Consider the following 15,679-nt stretch of genomic DNA (forward strand, 5'->3'; position numbering starts at 1 on the left):
GGCTCCCTTTCGGGAGCCGGCGTTGCCGGTTGCGTCACTTTGTTTGAATGTCCCCAGCTATGGGAGCACTGCCGAGGCCGGATTATTGGTCGGAGTGGCGCCGCCGGCGAAGCTCGGTCCCAGCGACCAGGTCCTACCCGACTGGCTGTACAGCTCGCTGTAGTAGGTGGTCGCGTTGCTGCCGCATGCGCTGACCAACCCGGCCCCCGCCGTTCCAATCACGAATGAGTTTAGGTTCGGGGGGGACTCGGTGCAGGCGCCGCCAATCGCGATCAAGTCGGTCGCGGTGCCGCCCGTCCCTCCGAGTTCGGCCTGGGCCGCCCCTTCACGCGCCTGAGTGAGCGCGCCGGTCGCGCTGAAGGTGCCTCCCGTTCCCGTGGCCGGATCGTACAGGTCGGTCTCCTTCTGCGCCGTCTGCTTGAGTAAGGTAGTGGCCACGCAGGTCGAAGGGAACGTGCCTGCCTCTACGTCCACGCCGCCGGGCAGGATCACCTCGCCTACCAGAGAGCCGGTCTCGAACAGGGTCGCGTATCCCGCCCGCTTCACTCCCATGGTGCTGGCCGGCACGCTCCAGGTCTCAGCGACCGGATCGAACACTTCGGCCGTGTTGAGCGTGATCGCAACGATATTTCCCGGCGTGGCGCAGACGGCGCTATTAGCCTCGATCCCGCCAAACGCCACCACCTCGCCGGCCAGCGGGCCGGTAACTACCGACGGATCCAGCGCCACCAGCGCGAACAGCTCGCGCGGGGTGCTCAGCGACCCGGTGGTCTGCGTGAAGGTCTGCGTACTCGGGTTGAAGATGAACGACAGGTTCGACGACTCACCCAGAAACGTCACCAAGTCGCCGCCCGCCACCAGCACCTTGCCGCTGTCGTTGGGGATCAGCGCTGCCTCCTGGTCCACCATGCCGCACTCAAAAGTGTTGGCTGAGGCAACTCCTTTACTCCCAGCCGTGCCCAATCCTGAGAGGGTGCTCGTGTACGCGAAATGCGTGCCGTCAGGAATGGCGGTTACAGGGAAGCTTGGTCCGTCGAATGCCGCCGGGGTTACGCCGGAAATCGCAACGTTGTCACCAACGATCAGGCCCGGCGGATTCGCCGTGGTGGTGACGGTTACAGTTGTTCCGCTTTCAGATGCGTTCACAATGTTCCCGGCTTGGGCAGTCCCACCTGTTCCACCGTTCAATGACGTGGCGGCCTCCGTGTAGGTAAAGGTGTTGCTGGTGGGGATGGCGGTTACGATGAAGTCTCCGTTGTATCCCGTAGCACCGGTACAATTGGAACAAGTTACGCCGGCAATTATAACGCCCGCACCAATGGTCAGGCCCGCCGGGTTCGCGCTCGGCATAGTGACGGTTACAATTGTTCCGGCTTCACTGGTCGACGCAATCGGACTCAGAGTTGCGGGCAGAGAGCAAACCGAAGCAAGCCCGCTGGTGCATGTCGGGGGCGCCGTTCCCGCCGGGCATCCCGGAATCGGCGCGCTTACCGCGGTGAAGGCGTCGGTGGCCGGGTTGTACAACTCCGCCGTATTGAGCGCGGTCTGAGCCGGATTTCCAGCCGGCACGGTGGTCGCCAGGTACGAGCTGCCGGTCGAGCCGCCCACGATCAGCACCTGCCCGTCCAGCGCGGTGCCGCTGCCCTCGATCAGGGTTGCGGTCGGCCCCATCCGCGCTGTGGTCATTATGCCGCCGCTGCCGCTGCCGGCAAACGTGAACAACCCTGTGTTCTCGTTGTACAGCTCCGCGGTATTCAGCGCTGCGCACAGGAAGCCGCTGGTGCCGCTAAACGATGACGCCGCGCAGGTCTCGCCGCCCACGATCAGGGTCCGCCCGTTAGGCAGCACAACCGATACCGCCGACTCGCGCGGCGTGTTGAGCCCGCTCAGCAGCGTGAAGCTGTCGGTGGTTGGGTTGTAAAGCTGGGCCGCCGTGCTCGACACCGTCGAGGTCGCCAGATGGATGGGTCCCAGCAGGCCGCCCGAGTCGCCGCCCACCAGCAGCATGTTGCCCGCCTCGGGTCCAGGTGTCGGCGTTGCCGTCGGCGTTGCGCCGCCGGTCGAAGTCGCCGTCGGCGTAACGGTTGCCGTCGCCGTAACGCTTGGCGTCGCCGTAATGGTCGGCGTCACCGTAACGCTTGGCGTCGCCGTCGCCGTAATGCTCGGCGTCGCCGTCGCCGTTGCGACGGTCGCCGTCGGCGTAATGCTCGGCGTCAGCGTTGGCGTCGCCGTAACGCTCGGCGTCGGCGTCAGCGTAACGCTTGGCGTCAGCGTCGGCGTAAGGCTTGGCGTCGGCGTGATCGTCGGCGTCAGCGTCGGCGTTGGCGTCGCCGTCCGCGTCGGCGTTGGCGTCGCCGTAATGGTTGGCGTCTGCGTCGCCGTCGCGGTCGGCGGCGTCGGCGTCGGCGTGATCGTCGTAGTTACGGTCGGCGTCGGCGTCATAGTTACGGTCGGCGTCGGCGTCGGCCCAACTATTCCAGTTCCTTCAAGCAAATAGCGTCGGGTGCCGTTTAACGCTGAGCTTTTGACGACCAGCCCATGCTTTAGCTTCACCAGCCCTGCGGTGGTCGGTTGGAATGCGACATCGATCTGACAGCTACCGCCCACTGGGATCGAGCTACCGCAGTTCTCATCGGTCTCGATGAACGGCAATCTAACAACGATCTCCTTGATCTTGATCGCCTTCTTACCAGACCGGTTGATCAGCGTTATGCTCTGCGAGGAACTGGTAGTCCCGACAGTGACATTCCCGAACTCGAGTCCGAAGTTGAGCTTACTGTTGGGGCTGGCTTGGATTTCCAGCTCGGGCGCGCCATTCGATTGTGCCAACGCCGGCCGCGCAAACGCGGCAATCAGAAACAGCAACGAGAAACTTAAGCACGCGGCGGACCGCGTTAACGACTTGTTGAAGCGCATCGACAATTCCCTCCCCAAGCAGACAGCATAAAAACGCACTAGCGTCGCCCCAATGAGAACATGCGAACCTAGGCCGTATCCCGTAAATTTGTCAAGCGAAAAACCTCTCGCGACGCTCTGAAGAGAAGGCGAGGTTCTGAAGAGCACAAACCACACGCGCTCTTCGAGCCTCGAATCGCGCAACCCTGGGTCAGGATTTGCCAAAAGAAGTGCCGATAAGTTGCTATTTCACGTAGATTGACGCCTTTTGATGAAATAAAGATGACCGCGCTCCTTGACCATCTGACCACAGTGCGCCTATAAAGCAGGTCCGGGGTTGCGATTAGTTAGCATGGCGCAACGCGTAAGCGAGGCTATTTCGGCGCCGCGCGGTTTGCCGTACAGACTGCGGGCGTTGTGACAAAGGAGGTTTGACAGAGCGTCGCACACGCTCTCATTTATGGGGGCGCGCAATTTTGGGGAACGATTGGGGTTCTAAAGTTTTTCGAACTCACAAGTAATGTCTCGGGAGGATGTATGAAAAGATTTGTTTTGTGTCTAATTGTAGCGGGCGGCCTCGCTTTGATGGCGGCCCCGCAAGCGCGCGCGGGCGTACCCGGGCCGTGCGGAAAAAGTTATGGCTTCATAATCAACGGAGCGGACCCTAGCGCCGTTGCCGCGGATGGAAGCGCGACCCTGCCCGGAGCGATCACGCAAGCGGTCGGCGTTGGCAGCATCACTTTCGCCGCCGGCACCGCCACCGGTTGCACCGCAACCGGCGAGATGATCTACAACTCCGGTGACATCCAGACCAACCCGATTGGCGAATTTTTCGGGCCCTCCTACTGCTACTCACCCATTTCGGGCTTCCACGGAGCCCCGTGCTTCGACGGCAACGCCAGCGGCGCCGACATGACGGGCATGACCCTGGCGCCCGTGAGCGGCCCCGGCTCCGACGGGGCATTCATGCTGTCAGGTATTGTGAATTACACCTGGTTTGACACAACGGTCGGCGCCGGCGGCGTCCCCTTTGGGTTCTTGGTCCAGGCCGGGCTGGGCAGCACGACTCTGGTTGGAGCAGCCGTCCCGGGCACCCTCGACACCGCCCTGCCGGGAAATGGCGCTCCGGTTCTGAACATCACGCTGCAGAGGCAATTGACAGTGCCGGTCCCGACCACCTATGGCGCGAGGCCGTATTACGGTGCGGGGGCCATACAGTGCTTAGCCGTCGGTGCAAATTCGACCGACCTCGTTGCAGCCGGTCAGTCCGCGCCGGTCGGCCTCCTTGGCCAGACAATCACGGGCGCTCCTGAGAGCGTGCTTGGATCGATAGATATCTGGGCGCCAGGGCAGGCTGGCGGAACTTTGAGCTTCAACGCCAACGACAACTACGTCGTAGCAGGCTCGGGGAATCAACCAAACAACGCCGACTGCAGCTTCTCGTCGACTCCGGGAGAAGTTCTTCCTTTCTACGGCAATTCGTCGGGTACGCCCGCTTCCGAATTTGCTGACGGTACCAGCAACTCACTGGCGACCCTCGGCACAACCGGATTGCACTGCGACTCTGCCCTGACTGCGGGTGCGGGGTATTCGACCAGCGGAGTGCAGTATGGTGGTGGGATAGATGCGCAATCGTATTTAATCACGACCGCTCTGATAAGCGGCGCGACCGGAATCGTACCTGTCGGCGGGATGTCCACCTGCAACCTGCTAGCGCAGGGCTTTGCTCCGCCTAAGCTTCTGGTCTCGGTCTTGGCCACTTTGGTCTCGACCAAGAGCGTGGCCAAAGCCGGGTATGTCAACATCACCAATGCCAGCCAGGCTGACTGCGACATCAACGTTTCGATGACCGCGGTGAGCGATGCGACCTGCTCGCTCAGCCTGTCGCCTACGAACCCGGTCACTGGAGATTCTCTGGGCGACCCCAGCAACTACCCTACCGGCACTGATGTCACCAACGTGGCGCAACCAACCTGCACCTGCAGCGGGACCGGCCTACCGGCCGACTCGATTACGTCAACCGTGTCGGTTTCGTCCGAGGGTTGCTGGCTGGCAGGAGTTAACACGGCTACTGACAAAGGCGGGACTCCGCTCTCGTACACGGTCACCTGCAAGAACTAAGGGCGAGTCGAAACTTATAACTTTGTAACCGGACGGCGGGTCAGCAATGGCCCGCCGTCCGAATTCCCGCCCCTCCTTCTTCTTCTTTCTGTCATTCCGAGCAGGGGCAATTTATTGTGTCATTCTAGAGCGGAAGTTGCTGGAGCGAAGAATCCCGGCTCCGAAGCTATTTCCGCGCCGCCGGTTTTCGCGTAAAGTGCGCGAGCGCGAATGATATCGAAAATTCAACGATTGGAATTGGTAAGGAGAGCAATGGGTATGAAACTCGCACTCACCGCGGCCACTGCGCTGGCTTTTGCGATTTGCGCCACCACCGCGTCGGCCGGGGTCGTAATCTCCGAGCAGATGGTCGTCAACAACCAGGGAAGCGAGCAGAAGACTGAGCAGACCGTGATGGTCCAGGGTCACAAGCAGAAAGTCATCAACGGCGATGAAGAGCAGCTCATTACCGATCTCGACGCCGGATCGATTTACGTCATCACCCCGAAGACCAACCAGTTCTCTCAGCTCACGATTCCACCCGTCGGAACGCTTGCGATGAAAATGGCGATGGAAGGATCCGGCATCGCATTAAAAAGCACCGGCGCCACTGATAAAGTGGCCGGATACGCCTGCCAGGATTACGCGGGCTCCCTGATCCTTGTTCACCACGACATCAGTGTCAGCAAATGCGTGGCAAGCGGCGCGCCTGGCGCAAAGGAGTTCGTCGCGTTCCAACAGGCGCTGGCCGATAAGCTCAGGCCCGCGCACCTGGTGCCCAAGGGCAAAGTCCCGGACGGAATCCCGGTCTCATCGACCATCACCAGGAAGGTAGCTCTGTTCAAGCCGCCGCCCGGATTTCCCCCCGCGCAGGCGGCCAAAATGAATGAGGCGCTGGCCAAATTCAAACCGACCATCATCACTACCACGGTTACCAAAATCGAGGTGAAAGACATTCCGGCTGACACATTTGTCGTGCCCGCCGGCTACACCAAGAAGGAAGAGCTGAAGATGCCGGGGTTTATGTTGGGGAAGCATCCGGCAGCGCCCGCCGCTCCGGCAGCGCCGGCAGCGCCCGCCGCTCCGGCGGTTCCCGCCGCGCATTGATGCGGCGCGGCTGGCCGGCGCGCTCAACCGCGCGTCTGCGAATGGCGATTGGTTGGTAGGAATAGCATAACTATTTGTAGGAATCGCATAACCGTGGTACCAGCCGGGGGCGAGCGATGAATCGGCAAGTTGGACACGCAGGCAGCCGCTATCGGCGCAGCTTCGGGATTGCGGCCGCGATGTTTGCCGTCGCACTGTATGCGGTTATCGTGCTCGCCAGCGGCACTACCTCCGACCGTGTGCTGGGGCAGTTGGATTTCACACACAAGCTGCCCAACCTGGTGGACGGTAAAGGGCTCAACCTCCCTCAAGCGGTGGCGATCGATTCGAGCGCCACGCCAAATCGAATTTACGTGGCCGATGAAGACAACAACCGGGTGCTGGGCTGGAGAGACGCGGGCTCGTTCACCAACGGCGCTGCGGCCGACCTGGTGATCGGACAGCCCGATTTCCTCTCCTCTCTGTGCAACGGCAGCAGCGCCGCGGTCAGCGCCCACAGCCTGTGCTATCCACAGGGAGTCGCGGTGGACCCGTCGGGCAACCTCTACGTGGCGGATGATTACAACAACCGGGTGCTGGAATACGCAAATCCATTTGTGGCGTGCAGCAACACCTTCCCATGCGTGGGCGGTCCGGCCAACCTGGTCTTTGGCCAGGGCGGAAGCTTCACCTCGGATTTGTGCAATTACGACACCTTCGATGGTAGTTCCACCGCCATCGACTTGTGCGGTCCGACAGCAGTCGCGGTGGACGCGTCGGCCAACCTCTACGTGGCGGATGGAAGCAACAACCGGGTGCTGGAGTATAACACCCCGCTGACCACCGACGTCACCGCGGACCTGGTCTTTGGCCAGGGCGGAAGCTTCACCTCGGATTTGTGCAATTACGACACCACCGATGGCAGTTCCACCGCCATCGACTTGTGCGGTCCAGCCGCAGTTGCGGTGGACGGATTAGGCAACCTCTACGTGGTGGACAACGTCAACAACCGGGTGCTGGAGTTCAACACCCCGCTGACCACCGATGTCACGGCGGACATGGTCTTTGGCCAGGGCGGGAGCTTCACCTCGAATAACTGCGATTACGACACCGCCGATGGCAGCTCCACCGCCCTCGACTTGTGCGGTCCATCAGGAGTCGCGGTGGACGGGTCGGACAATCTGTATGTGGCGGATCAGAGCAACGGCCGGGTGCTGGAGTACAACACCCCGCTGACCACCGATGTCTCGGCGGACATGGTCTTCGGCCAAGGCGGGGACTTCACGTTGGATGGTGGGTGTAATTACGACAGCGGTCTTTCCGGCAGCCAGAGCACTGCCGACGACCTGTGCTATCCAGCCGGAGTTGCGGTGGACCCATTGGGCAACCTCTACGTGGCCGATGAGAGCAACAACCGGGTGCTCGAGTACAACACCCCGCTGACCAGCGGCGCCACTGCCGGCCTGGTGTTAGGTCAGGATGATTTCGCACACAACGTGGCCAACCTGGTGGACGCTCAGGGGCTGAACTTCCCTGAAGCGGTGGCGATCGACGCCAGCGCGACCCCAAATCGAGTTTACGTGGCCGATGAAGAGAACAACCGGGTGCTGGGCTGGAGGGACGCGGGCGCGTTCACCAACGGCGCTCCGGCCGACCTCGTGATCGGACAGCTCGACTTCCTCTCCTCTATGTGCAACGGCAGCAGCGCTACGGTCGGCGCCTACAGCCTGTGCTATCCACAGGGAGTCGCGGTGGACGGCGCGGGCAACCTCTACGTGGCGGATGAAAAGAACAGCCGGGTGCTCGAGTACATGAATCCGTTTGCGGCCTGCAATAACACCTTCCCGTGCGTGGGCGGTCCGGCCAATGTGGTCTTGGGCCAGGGCGCGAGCTTCACCTCGAATAGTTGCGATTACGACACAGGCGGCAATTGGTACGGCGCCAGCGCCATCGACCTGTGCTATCCGGAGGGAGTCGCGGTGGACGCCGCGGGCAACCTTTACGTGGCGGATGCAAGCAACAGCCGGGTGCTGGAATACAACGCCCCGCTGAGCACCGGCGCCACCCCCGCCCGAGTCTTTGGCCAGGGCGCAAGCTTCACCTCCAACGCGTGCAATTTCGACGGCGGCGACGCTATCGGCGCTCTCAGGCCGTCCTCCGCCAATGACCTCTGCTATCCATCTGGAGTCGGATTGGACGGCGCGGGCAACCTCTACGTGGCCGATGGAAGCAACAACAACCGGGTGTTGGAGTACAACACTCCGCTCAATGTGAGCAGTGGCGAAAGCGGCGCTGGCGACACCACCGCAGATGCGGTCTTTGGCCAAGGCGGGAGCTTTAACTCGCATGCGTGCAATTACGACGGCACCGGCTTTCCCAAGCCCTCCACCGCCAACGACTTGTGCGATCCAACCGCAGTCGCGGTGGACGCGTCGGGCAACCTCTACGTGGCCGATGAAAGCAACAAGCGGGTGCTGGAGTACAACACTCCGCTGACCACCGGCACGACCGCCAACAGGGTCTTTGGCGCCTGCGGCAGTTTCACGTCGTCTGCATGCACTGGGCTCAGCGCCAACAGCCTGAGCGACCCAACAGGAGTCGCAGTGGACCCGTCGGGCAACCTCTATGTGGCGGATTTCGCCAACAGCCGGGTGCTGGAGTACCACCAGCCGCTGGCGCCTCCCACGCCGACCATTACCGCGACCCCGACGCCAACTCAGACAGCTACCGCCACGGCCACGGCCACTCCGACCGCCACACCGACCCCGGTGCCTGCGTCATTAAAGGTATCGCCCAAGACCCTGCACTTCCCGACCTCCCAGATCGGCAGCACCAGCAAGCCGGGCAAGGTGAAGCTCTTCAATCCGCGCAACAAAAAACAGGACTCGCCGATCCTCATCGAGAGCGCGGTGGCGACCCCGCCATTCAGCATCGATACTGCGCTCAGCACCTGTCAGATCGGGATGGAGCTGGCGCCCAAGAGCGCCTGCTACTTCTTCCTGACCTACACTGCCGGCGCGCTGGGCACGCGAACCGGGACCTTTACCATAACCGACGACTCGCAGACCGCCGCTCACGCGATCGTCAACCTAAGCGGCAAGGCAAAGCCGCCGAAGCAATGAACGATTCCCCTTAAACTCTCTCGAATTCGAATCGACGACGCGCGAGCGCGGTATGCTCGCTAATATCGGAAGGCGTCACGATTAGCAGATTTGACCGCCTTTTGCCTTGACCACTACGGCTCAATGAGCTATTTTTCGCGTCTATTTCGCTCTGAGCGCCGCAAATTCGACTGTACGTGACTCGGATTCGAGCGTCAGGATTTACCACGCTCGTTGAGTGAAGATGGCGAACCGAAGCCTTAACGATACAAAACGCTCCAACGCGCAGCGTCGCGCGGTGCTGCACTTGTTGACAAGTAGTGTATTCGGCGGCGCGGAGGAGCACGCTCTGTCAATCCTGACCACGATCGGCGCGTACGGATTCGAGCCATGTCTGGCGGCGCCCGGCGAGCTGATCGCAGCGATGGAGCCTGGGCTTTCGGCGGCCGGCGTCAAATGCCTGCCGCTTGAGTTCTCGTCGCGGCTTGACCTGATCGCGGGGGCGCGCCTGCTGCGCTTCATCCGCCGCCAAAATATCGCGCTGGTGCATTGCCATCTGTTCACTGCGAGTTTATCCGGCGCCGGCATCGCGCGCATGGCCGGGGTCGGCGCGGTGCTCGAGACCTGTCACGGCCCCGAGGTCTGGCGGATGGGAAAAGGCCTGCGCGGCCGCTTCTGGGTGGATCGGCAGGTCGGACGGCTGGTGGACATGTATATCGCCGTGTCGCACGCCGCCGCCCGCCATTTGATCGCAACCAAGCGCGTGCCCAAGACCAAAGTCCGGGTGATTCACAACGGGCGCGACCTCGACCGCTTCGCTCCAACCGATTCCCGCCGCCGCGCCGCGACCCGCGCCGCGCTGGGGCTCGGTGATCAACCGGCTTGCCTCACGCTGGCCCGCCTCGACGACCAAAAGGGCCACCGGCATCTGATCGATGCGCTGGCGATCCTCGCTCCGCGCCGGCCGAACCTCGTGATACTGCTGGCGGGCGAAGGTCCGCTGGAGCCTGCCTTGCGCGCGCAATGCGCGGCGCTGGGGCTCGGGGACCGCGTGCGATTCCTCGGCTACCGGCGCGACGTGCCGGAGCTGCTCGAGGCGGCAGACCTGGTGGTGCTGCCGTCGCTCTACGAGGGTCTGCCGCTGGTGGCGATCGAGGCGCTCGCGGCCCGGCGCCCGATAGTCGCGACCGAAGTTGACGGCACTCCCGAGGTGGTGATCCACGAAAGAACCGGGCTGCTCGTGCCGCCTGCCAATCCGCCCGCGCTGGCGGCGGCGATTGAGCGCTTGCTTGACGATCCCGCGCTGGCCTCGCGCCTGGCATCCGAGGGATGCAAATTCGTGCAGGAAAACTTTGCTCTGCGGCGGCAGATCGAACAGACCGCCGCGCTTTACTCGGAGCTGATCGGAATCGGAAGAAAAGGAGAGGGAAAAGCCGCTTAACGGGGACGCGCGTCGGCGGACGCCATAAATTTTGACGAGCTTGTTTTACATTTCAGCATTGCTGCTGCTCTACGCGTACGTGCTGTATCCGCTGATGCTGATCGCACTGTCGCGGTCGCAGCCGCGTCGCGCCGGCGCCGATGACGACTGTGCCGGAAATACGGCGGCGCCATCGCTGTCGGTAATCGTCGCGGCGTACAACGAGGAGCGTTGCATCGCGCACAAGATCGAAAATTTTCTCTCCTGCCGGTACTCGGGCGAGGCCGAGATGATCGTGGTGTCGGACGGATCGAGCGACCGCACCGCGGAGATAGCCGAATCGATGGCGTCGGAGCGGGTGCGCGTAATTAGCCAGCGCGAGCGCCGCGGCAAGGGAGTCGCGGTGAACGCGGGCGCGAAGGCCGCGCGCGGCGAGCTGCTGGTGTTCACCGATGCGAACGCGATGTTTTCCGCCGACGCGCTGGAGAAGGTGGCGCGTCCGCTGCGCGACAAATCGATCGGATTGGTGACGGGAGTGTCGCGTTACCCGGGCGAGACGATTGGGTCGACGTATCAGCGCTACGAGCAGATGCTCAAAGGGCTGGAGTCGCGGCTGGGCGTGGTGGCGGGCGCTGACGGAGCGCTCTACGCGATCCGCCGCGATCTGTTCAAGCCGCTGGACCCGGCGCTGATCAATGACTTCGTGCATCCCATTGTCGCCTCGCTGGCGGGTGCGCAATCGGTTATGGCGGGCGACGCGATCGCATTTGAGGAATTCTCGGCGGCGGGCGAATTCGCGCGGCAGGTTCGGATGGTCTCGCAGGCCGCGCTGGTGTATTTCCGGTTGCTGCCCGAGCTCATCGCAGGGCGGCGCTGGTGCTCGCTTCTGGTCCTGACCTCACATAAACTTTTGCGCTGGTTGACCACTCCGCTGCTGGCAATCGCGGTAATCGCGACCGTGCCGCTGGCTGGGCGTGGGGGAACCTTCCGAGTCGTGCTGGGCATGGAGATATTGTTCGCGCTGATCGCGGCAATCGGTATGGTCGCGAGCCGGCGCGGCGCCGAAGGCAAGGCGACCTTCGCTTACCAGTTTGTGGCGCTGAACTGTGCGCAGGCGGTCGGGCTGTGGCGATGTTTTTCCGGGGAAGTTCCGGTGGTCTGGAAACCGAGAAACCTTTAAGGCGGGAAATCAGGGTTGAGCGTTGTAGTTTGCAGCGAGAATCGGCGCGCGGATTGGGATGAACTGATCGCGCAGTGCGCTGACGCAACCTCCGGCCATCTTTGGCAATGGCGCGAGGTGGTCGGTTCGGCGTACGGATTCGATTCCTTTTACCTGCTCGCTCAGGACGGGCGCGGTCGCCCGATCGCCGCGGCGCCATTTATTTTCGTGCGCAGCTTTCTTTACGGCAGTGAACTCGCATCGATGCCTTATATCGACTATGGCGGAGTGTGCCACGCCGACTGGCTGGATTCAGCCGAGCGCGACGCGGCGCAGGCGGAACTGATTGCGCATGCCCGCGAGCTGGCGGTAAAGCTGCGCGCCAAGCGACTGCACATCCGCAGCTTGCGCCGGCTGGAGGCGCCATTTGAAGTCAGCACGGAGAAGGTGGCGCAGCATCTGGCGCTCGCCTCGACGGTCGATGAGCAGTCGCGCCGGCTGCCCTCGGAGCGCCGCAATCGGCTCAAGCGGGTCGAGAAGCTTAAGCTCAACGTGGACGTGGGTGACCCGACCGATCCGGCGGCGCTGGCTGATCTGTGCGCGGTTTATTCGGAGAACATGCGCGATCTCGGATCGCCGACGCACGGCCGCCGGTTCTTCAGCCAGCTCGTAAGCGGCCTGCGTGATCGGCTTTCGCTGATTCGCGTTCGCAGCAATGGCCGCGTGGTCGCGGCCGGGCTGGCAATGAATTTCCGCGGCTGGATGACGCTGCCGTGGACGGGCGCCACAGCCGAGGCGCGTCCGGTGTACGCCACCAACGCCCTGTACTGGGCGGGGATACGGCTTGGCATCGAGTCCGGTTGCCACACCTTCGATTTCGGGCGGTCGACCTTCGGCTCAGGCATCTTCGAATTCAAGCGCCAATGGGGGCCGACTCCGGTGCAGCCATATTGGAGCACGCTGTACCTTTCGCCGCGGGCTGCGTCGCCGCGCCATCGCAAGAGCCTGCAGACGATCAGCCGTCTGTGGCGCTACATGCCGCTGGGAGTAGCCCGCACGGTGGGACCGGGGCTGCGACGGGGGATCTCAAATTGAGTTCATTGGCGGCGCCTCGATTTGGTATCGAGAAGGCTGCGGGCGAGCCCTCGCGCATCCGCCGCCAGGCATATCGCTTCATCGGCGAGATCCACATTCCAGGACGAATTCGACTTAACCACGTGTTCCGCGAGATTAAGGCGCTGGGTTTGCCGGAGAGCGGCGTGCGCATGCTCGATGCCGGCACCGGCCGCGGTGACATCGCGCTGCACTGCGCGCGGCTCCATCCGGATTGGCGAGTGCATGGAATCGATCTGATCGATGAGCGCGTCGATCGATGCCGCACGGCCGCGGAAAACCTGGCGCTCGGCAACGTCAGCTTCAGCCGCGACAATCTGCTCAATCTATCGGCGATAGCGCAATATGACCTGATCACCAACACCGACGTGCTCGAGCATATCGAGGACGATCGGGGCGCGATGGCCAACCTCGCGCGGGCGTTGGCGCCCGGCGGCTATCTGCTGTTGACGTTTCCGTCGGTGCCGCAGCGCCGTCATCTGCGGCTGGTCGCGTGGCGCGAGCGCCGAATCGGATTCAAGCCCGAAGACATCGGTCACGTGCGGCCGGGCTACTCGCCCGAGATGATAAACGCGCTGGCGCGCGAGGCGGGGCTCGTGCCGGTCAAGACCGTGTGGACATACGGGCCGTTCGGCAATCTCGCGCACGACCTGTTTTTCGTACTCGGAGACAGTAAGCCGAATCCAATCGTGTTCGCCGCCTCGCTGCCGTTTCTGCTCGCGTTGAGCTTTCTTGAAAATCACACTCCGACCCGGCACGGCTCCGGGCTGCTCGCGATTGTGAGGAAACCGGTGAAGCAATGAAGGCAAGCATCTTCGTATTGATCGATGCGCTGGGCTGGGAATGGATCAAAGACCATCCGTTCCTGAAGGAAGTTGCGCCCTATCGCCGTCCGCTTGATTCCGTGCTTGGTTTCAGCACCGCCGCGATTCCGTCGATTTTGACCGGACGATTTCCCGATGAGCACGGGCGGCTCTCGTTGTTCCATCGCGCCAACGGACATTCGCCGTTTGGGAAGTTGAGCCCGATATGCGCGATGCCGCCGTGGATGGTCGAGAACCGTTACGCGCGCTTCGCGGTCAAGACGATTGCGCGGCGCATCAATCATCTGAGCGGATATTTTCAGCTCTACGGCATACCGTTGAAATATCTGCCGAAGCTCGACGTCTGCGAGAAGCGCAACATCTACGAGCCGGGCGGGATTGCGGATTCGACTTCGATTTTCGACCTGCTGGAGGGCAACGGCACATCCTACAAGACCTACTGCTATCACGACGGACCGGACGATCAGCTGCTCGCGTCGATCGAAGCGGATCTGCGTGCGGGCGGGGCGAAATTTTATTTTCTCTACCTCGCGGAGCTCGATTATTTTCTGCATTTGCACGCCGACGATCGCGCCGCCGCGGCACAGATGCTGGAAAAATATTCAACTGCGCTCGCGCGCCTGCACAAGATCGCACTCGAGACCTACGGTGCGGCCGACATTCATGTCTTCGGCGATCATGGCATGGCGCCGACTGTGGCGACGATCGATATCCAGGCCGCGCTGGCGGCGCTTCCGATTAGCGCGGCCGAATACCTGTGCCTGCTGGATTCGACGATGGCGCGCTTCTGGTTCTTCTCCGCTCGCGCCCGCGAATCGGTGACCAAAGCTCTAAAGGAGGCCGATGGCGGAAGATGGCTCGACTCCGACGACCTCATCAAGCTCCGTTCATGGTTTCCAGATGGGAAGTACGGCGAACAGATTTTTCTGACCGAAGCGGGAACGGTAATCGCGCCGAGTCACATGGGTGCGCGGGCTCCGGCCGGGATGCACGGCTTTCATCCGTCGGCGCCGCACTCGCGGTCGGCGTTCGTGTCGAGCGTCGATTATGGCGACAGCATCAATCAGATCACCGACCTATTCGGCGTGATGAAGGCGCATGTATGACACGGAGGAACGAGTGATGGCAATCGGCGCAGTATGCGAGGAAGGCTATGCCCGGCTGCGGGGAAATTTCGGCCGCTGGCGCGTGCCGAGCGCCATTATCGACGATCTGGTCGATTATCGAAACACGGTCAGTTACCCGCGCGGCGCAATGGTGTTTCTGGAAGGATCGCCGGGCGATCTGTTCGGCTGCGTGCTGGCGGGCTACGTAAAGGTGTACTGCAACACGGCTAATGGCGCGCGGGTGCTGGCGCGGCTGTCGGGTCCGGGCGACATAATTGGCTATGCCGATAGCGAGGACTGCAAGGGACGGCGGTCGAAGATATTTGAGACGCAGGCGCTGACCAAGTGCTCAATTGCGCTCTTCACGCGAGAGCGGGCGGTACGGCTGCTTCACTCACTTGATCCCGATCAGGCTATCGAGCTCTACCAGACGTTAAATTCGTTCTGGTCGTCAACTCTGCATTGGTGGATAAGTTTTCTTGGCTTGCCGTTCCAGCAGCGCCTCGAAGTCGTGCTGGGTGATCTCGGCCGACGGGTCGGTGTGCTTGACAACCGCGGCACGCTGATAATTCCCGAGCTTTCGCAAGCGGATCTGGCAGAAATGATCGCGAGCTCGCGACCGCTGGTAAGCCGGCTCTTGAACGAAATGGAGCAGCGCGGTCTGGTCCTGCGGCGTGGTAAACAGTATATTCTGCTGAAGGGTGGGGATTCCCAAGAACACAGATTTGCCCGGATCCAAAGACCACTGGGCGATGAGCCACGCTTTGCGGAGGCAGTCGCGCAGCAGCACAATGGCCGGCTTTCGGTCGTCGCCGAGCGGTCCAGGAGTGCGAGGGATAAGACGACGGCGAAAGGCGCGGCTTGGAAGTAATTTG

Annotated in this window: 12 protein-coding genes; 11 read left to right on the forward strand and 1 reads right to left on the reverse strand. The window is 62.2% G+C overall.

Features of this window, described 5'->3' with window-relative positions; all coding sequences use genetic code 11:
- Positions 1–57 precede the first annotated feature (57 nt).
- Entirely contained in the window at positions 58–2,007 is a 1,950-nt protein-coding gene (locus VIO10_RS01155; RefSeq protein WP_331958136.1) for a hypothetical protein, read from the reverse strand.
- Between VIO10_RS01155 and VIO10_RS01160 the strand changes: the two genes are divergently transcribed.
- From VIO10_RS01160 to VIO10_RS01210, 11 genes are all read left to right on the forward strand, one after another.
- The gene (locus tag VIO10_RS01160; protein WP_331958138.1) at positions 2,006–2,497 is read left to right on the forward strand and encodes a hypothetical protein; all 492 of its coding nucleotides are present in this window, start codon (positions 2,006–2,008) and stop codon (positions 2,495–2,497) included. The two genes, VIO10_RS01155 and VIO10_RS01160, sit on opposite strands and share 2 nt — an antisense overlap.
- Positions 2,498–2,641: 144 nt before the next feature.
- Complete coding sequence (locus VIO10_RS01165) at positions 2,642–2,947, forward strand: hypothetical protein (protein WP_331958140.1); 306 nt, start codon at positions 2,642–2,644, stop codon at positions 2,945–2,947.
- A 533-nt stretch (positions 2,948–3,480) separates the two neighbouring features.
- Positions 3,481–5,016: a hypothetical protein gene (locus tag VIO10_RS01170; protein WP_331958142.1), complete on the forward strand. Its 1,536-nt coding sequence runs from the start codon at positions 3,481–3,483 to the stop codon at positions 5,014–5,016.
- Positions 5,017–5,274: 258 nt separating this feature from the next.
- Complete coding sequence (locus VIO10_RS01175) at positions 5,275–6,102, forward strand: hypothetical protein (RefSeq protein WP_331958144.1); 828 nt, start codon at positions 5,275–5,277, stop codon at positions 6,100–6,102.
- A 116-nt stretch (positions 6,103–6,218) separates the two neighbouring features.
- Positions 6,219–9,203, forward strand: coding sequence for an NHL repeat-containing protein (locus VIO10_RS01180; RefSeq protein ID WP_331958146.1), 2,985 nt, complete (start codon positions 6,219–6,221; stop codon positions 9,201–9,203).
- A 223-nt stretch (positions 9,204–9,426) separates the two neighbouring features.
- On the forward strand, positions 9,427–10,623 hold the full coding sequence (locus tag VIO10_RS01185; RefSeq protein ID WP_331958148.1) for a glycosyltransferase family 4 protein: 1,197 nt from the start codon (positions 9,427–9,429) through the stop codon (positions 10,621–10,623).
- 40 nt (positions 10,624–10,663) lie between these two features.
- Positions 10,664–11,782 carry a glycosyltransferase gene (locus VIO10_RS01190; RefSeq protein ID WP_331958150.1) on the forward strand — a complete coding sequence of 373 codons (1,119 nt, stop codon included), beginning with the start codon at positions 10,664–10,666 and terminating at the stop codon, positions 11,780–11,782.
- 15 nt (positions 11,783–11,797) lie between these two features.
- Complete coding sequence (locus VIO10_RS01195; protein ID WP_331958152.1) at positions 11,798–12,856, forward strand: GNAT family N-acetyltransferase; 1,059 nt, start codon at positions 11,798–11,800, stop codon at positions 12,854–12,856.
- A 5-nt stretch (positions 12,857–12,861) separates the two neighbouring features.
- On the forward strand, positions 12,862–13,677 hold the full coding sequence (locus tag VIO10_RS01200) for a class I SAM-dependent methyltransferase (protein WP_331958154.1): 816 nt from the start codon (positions 12,862–12,864) through the stop codon (positions 13,675–13,677).
- On the forward strand, positions 13,674–14,804 hold the full coding sequence (locus VIO10_RS01205) for an alkaline phosphatase family protein (RefSeq protein WP_331958156.1): 1,131 nt from the start codon (positions 13,674–13,676) through the stop codon (positions 14,802–14,804). The genes VIO10_RS01200 and VIO10_RS01205 overlap by 4 nt, the downstream gene beginning before the upstream one ends.
- A gap of 16 nt (positions 14,805–14,820) precedes the next feature.
- Positions 14,821–15,675, forward strand: coding sequence for a Crp/Fnr family transcriptional regulator (locus tag VIO10_RS01210; RefSeq protein WP_331958158.1), 855 nt, complete (start codon positions 14,821–14,823; stop codon positions 15,673–15,675).
- Positions 15,676–15,679: the final 4 nt, after the last annotated feature.

The organism is Candidatus Binatus sp., assembly GCF_036567905.1.
Taxonomy (GTDB): domain Bacteria; phylum Desulfobacterota; class Binatia; order Binatales; family Binataceae; genus Binatus.

Bases quoted from the DNA above. Each gene is read 5' to 3' on its own strand.
- VIO10_RS01180 (WP_331958146.1), top strand. From the start codon at position 6,219: ATGAATCGGCAAGTTGGACACGCAGGCAGCCGCTATCGGCGCAGCTTC.
- VIO10_RS01155 (WP_331958136.1), bottom strand. From the start codon at position 2,007: ATGCTGCTGGTGGGCGGCGACTCGGGCGGCCTGCTGGGACCCATCCAT.
- VIO10_RS01175 (WP_331958144.1), top strand. From the start codon at position 5,275: ATGAAACTCGCACTCACCGCGGCCACTGCGCTGGCTTTTGCGATTTGC.
- VIO10_RS01210 (WP_331958158.1), top strand. From the start codon at position 14,821: ATGGCAATCGGCGCAGTATGCGAGGAAGGCTATGCCCGGCTGCGGGGA.
- VIO10_RS01205 (WP_331958156.1), top strand. From the start codon at position 13,674: ATGAAGGCAAGCATCTTCGTATTGATCGATGCGCTGGGCTGGGAATGG.
- VIO10_RS01185 (WP_331958148.1), top strand. From the start codon at position 9,427: ATGGCGAACCGAAGCCTTAACGATACAAAACGCTCCAACGCGCAGCGT.
- VIO10_RS01170 (WP_331958142.1), top strand. From the start codon at position 3,481: ATGGCGGCCCCGCAAGCGCGCGCGGGCGTACCCGGGCCGTGCGGAAAA.
- VIO10_RS01165 (WP_331958140.1), top strand. From the start codon at position 2,642: ATGAACGGCAATCTAACAACGATCTCCTTGATCTTGATCGCCTTCTTA.
- VIO10_RS01160 (WP_331958138.1), top strand. From the start codon at position 2,006: ATGTTGCCCGCCTCGGGTCCAGGTGTCGGCGTTGCCGTCGGCGTTGCG.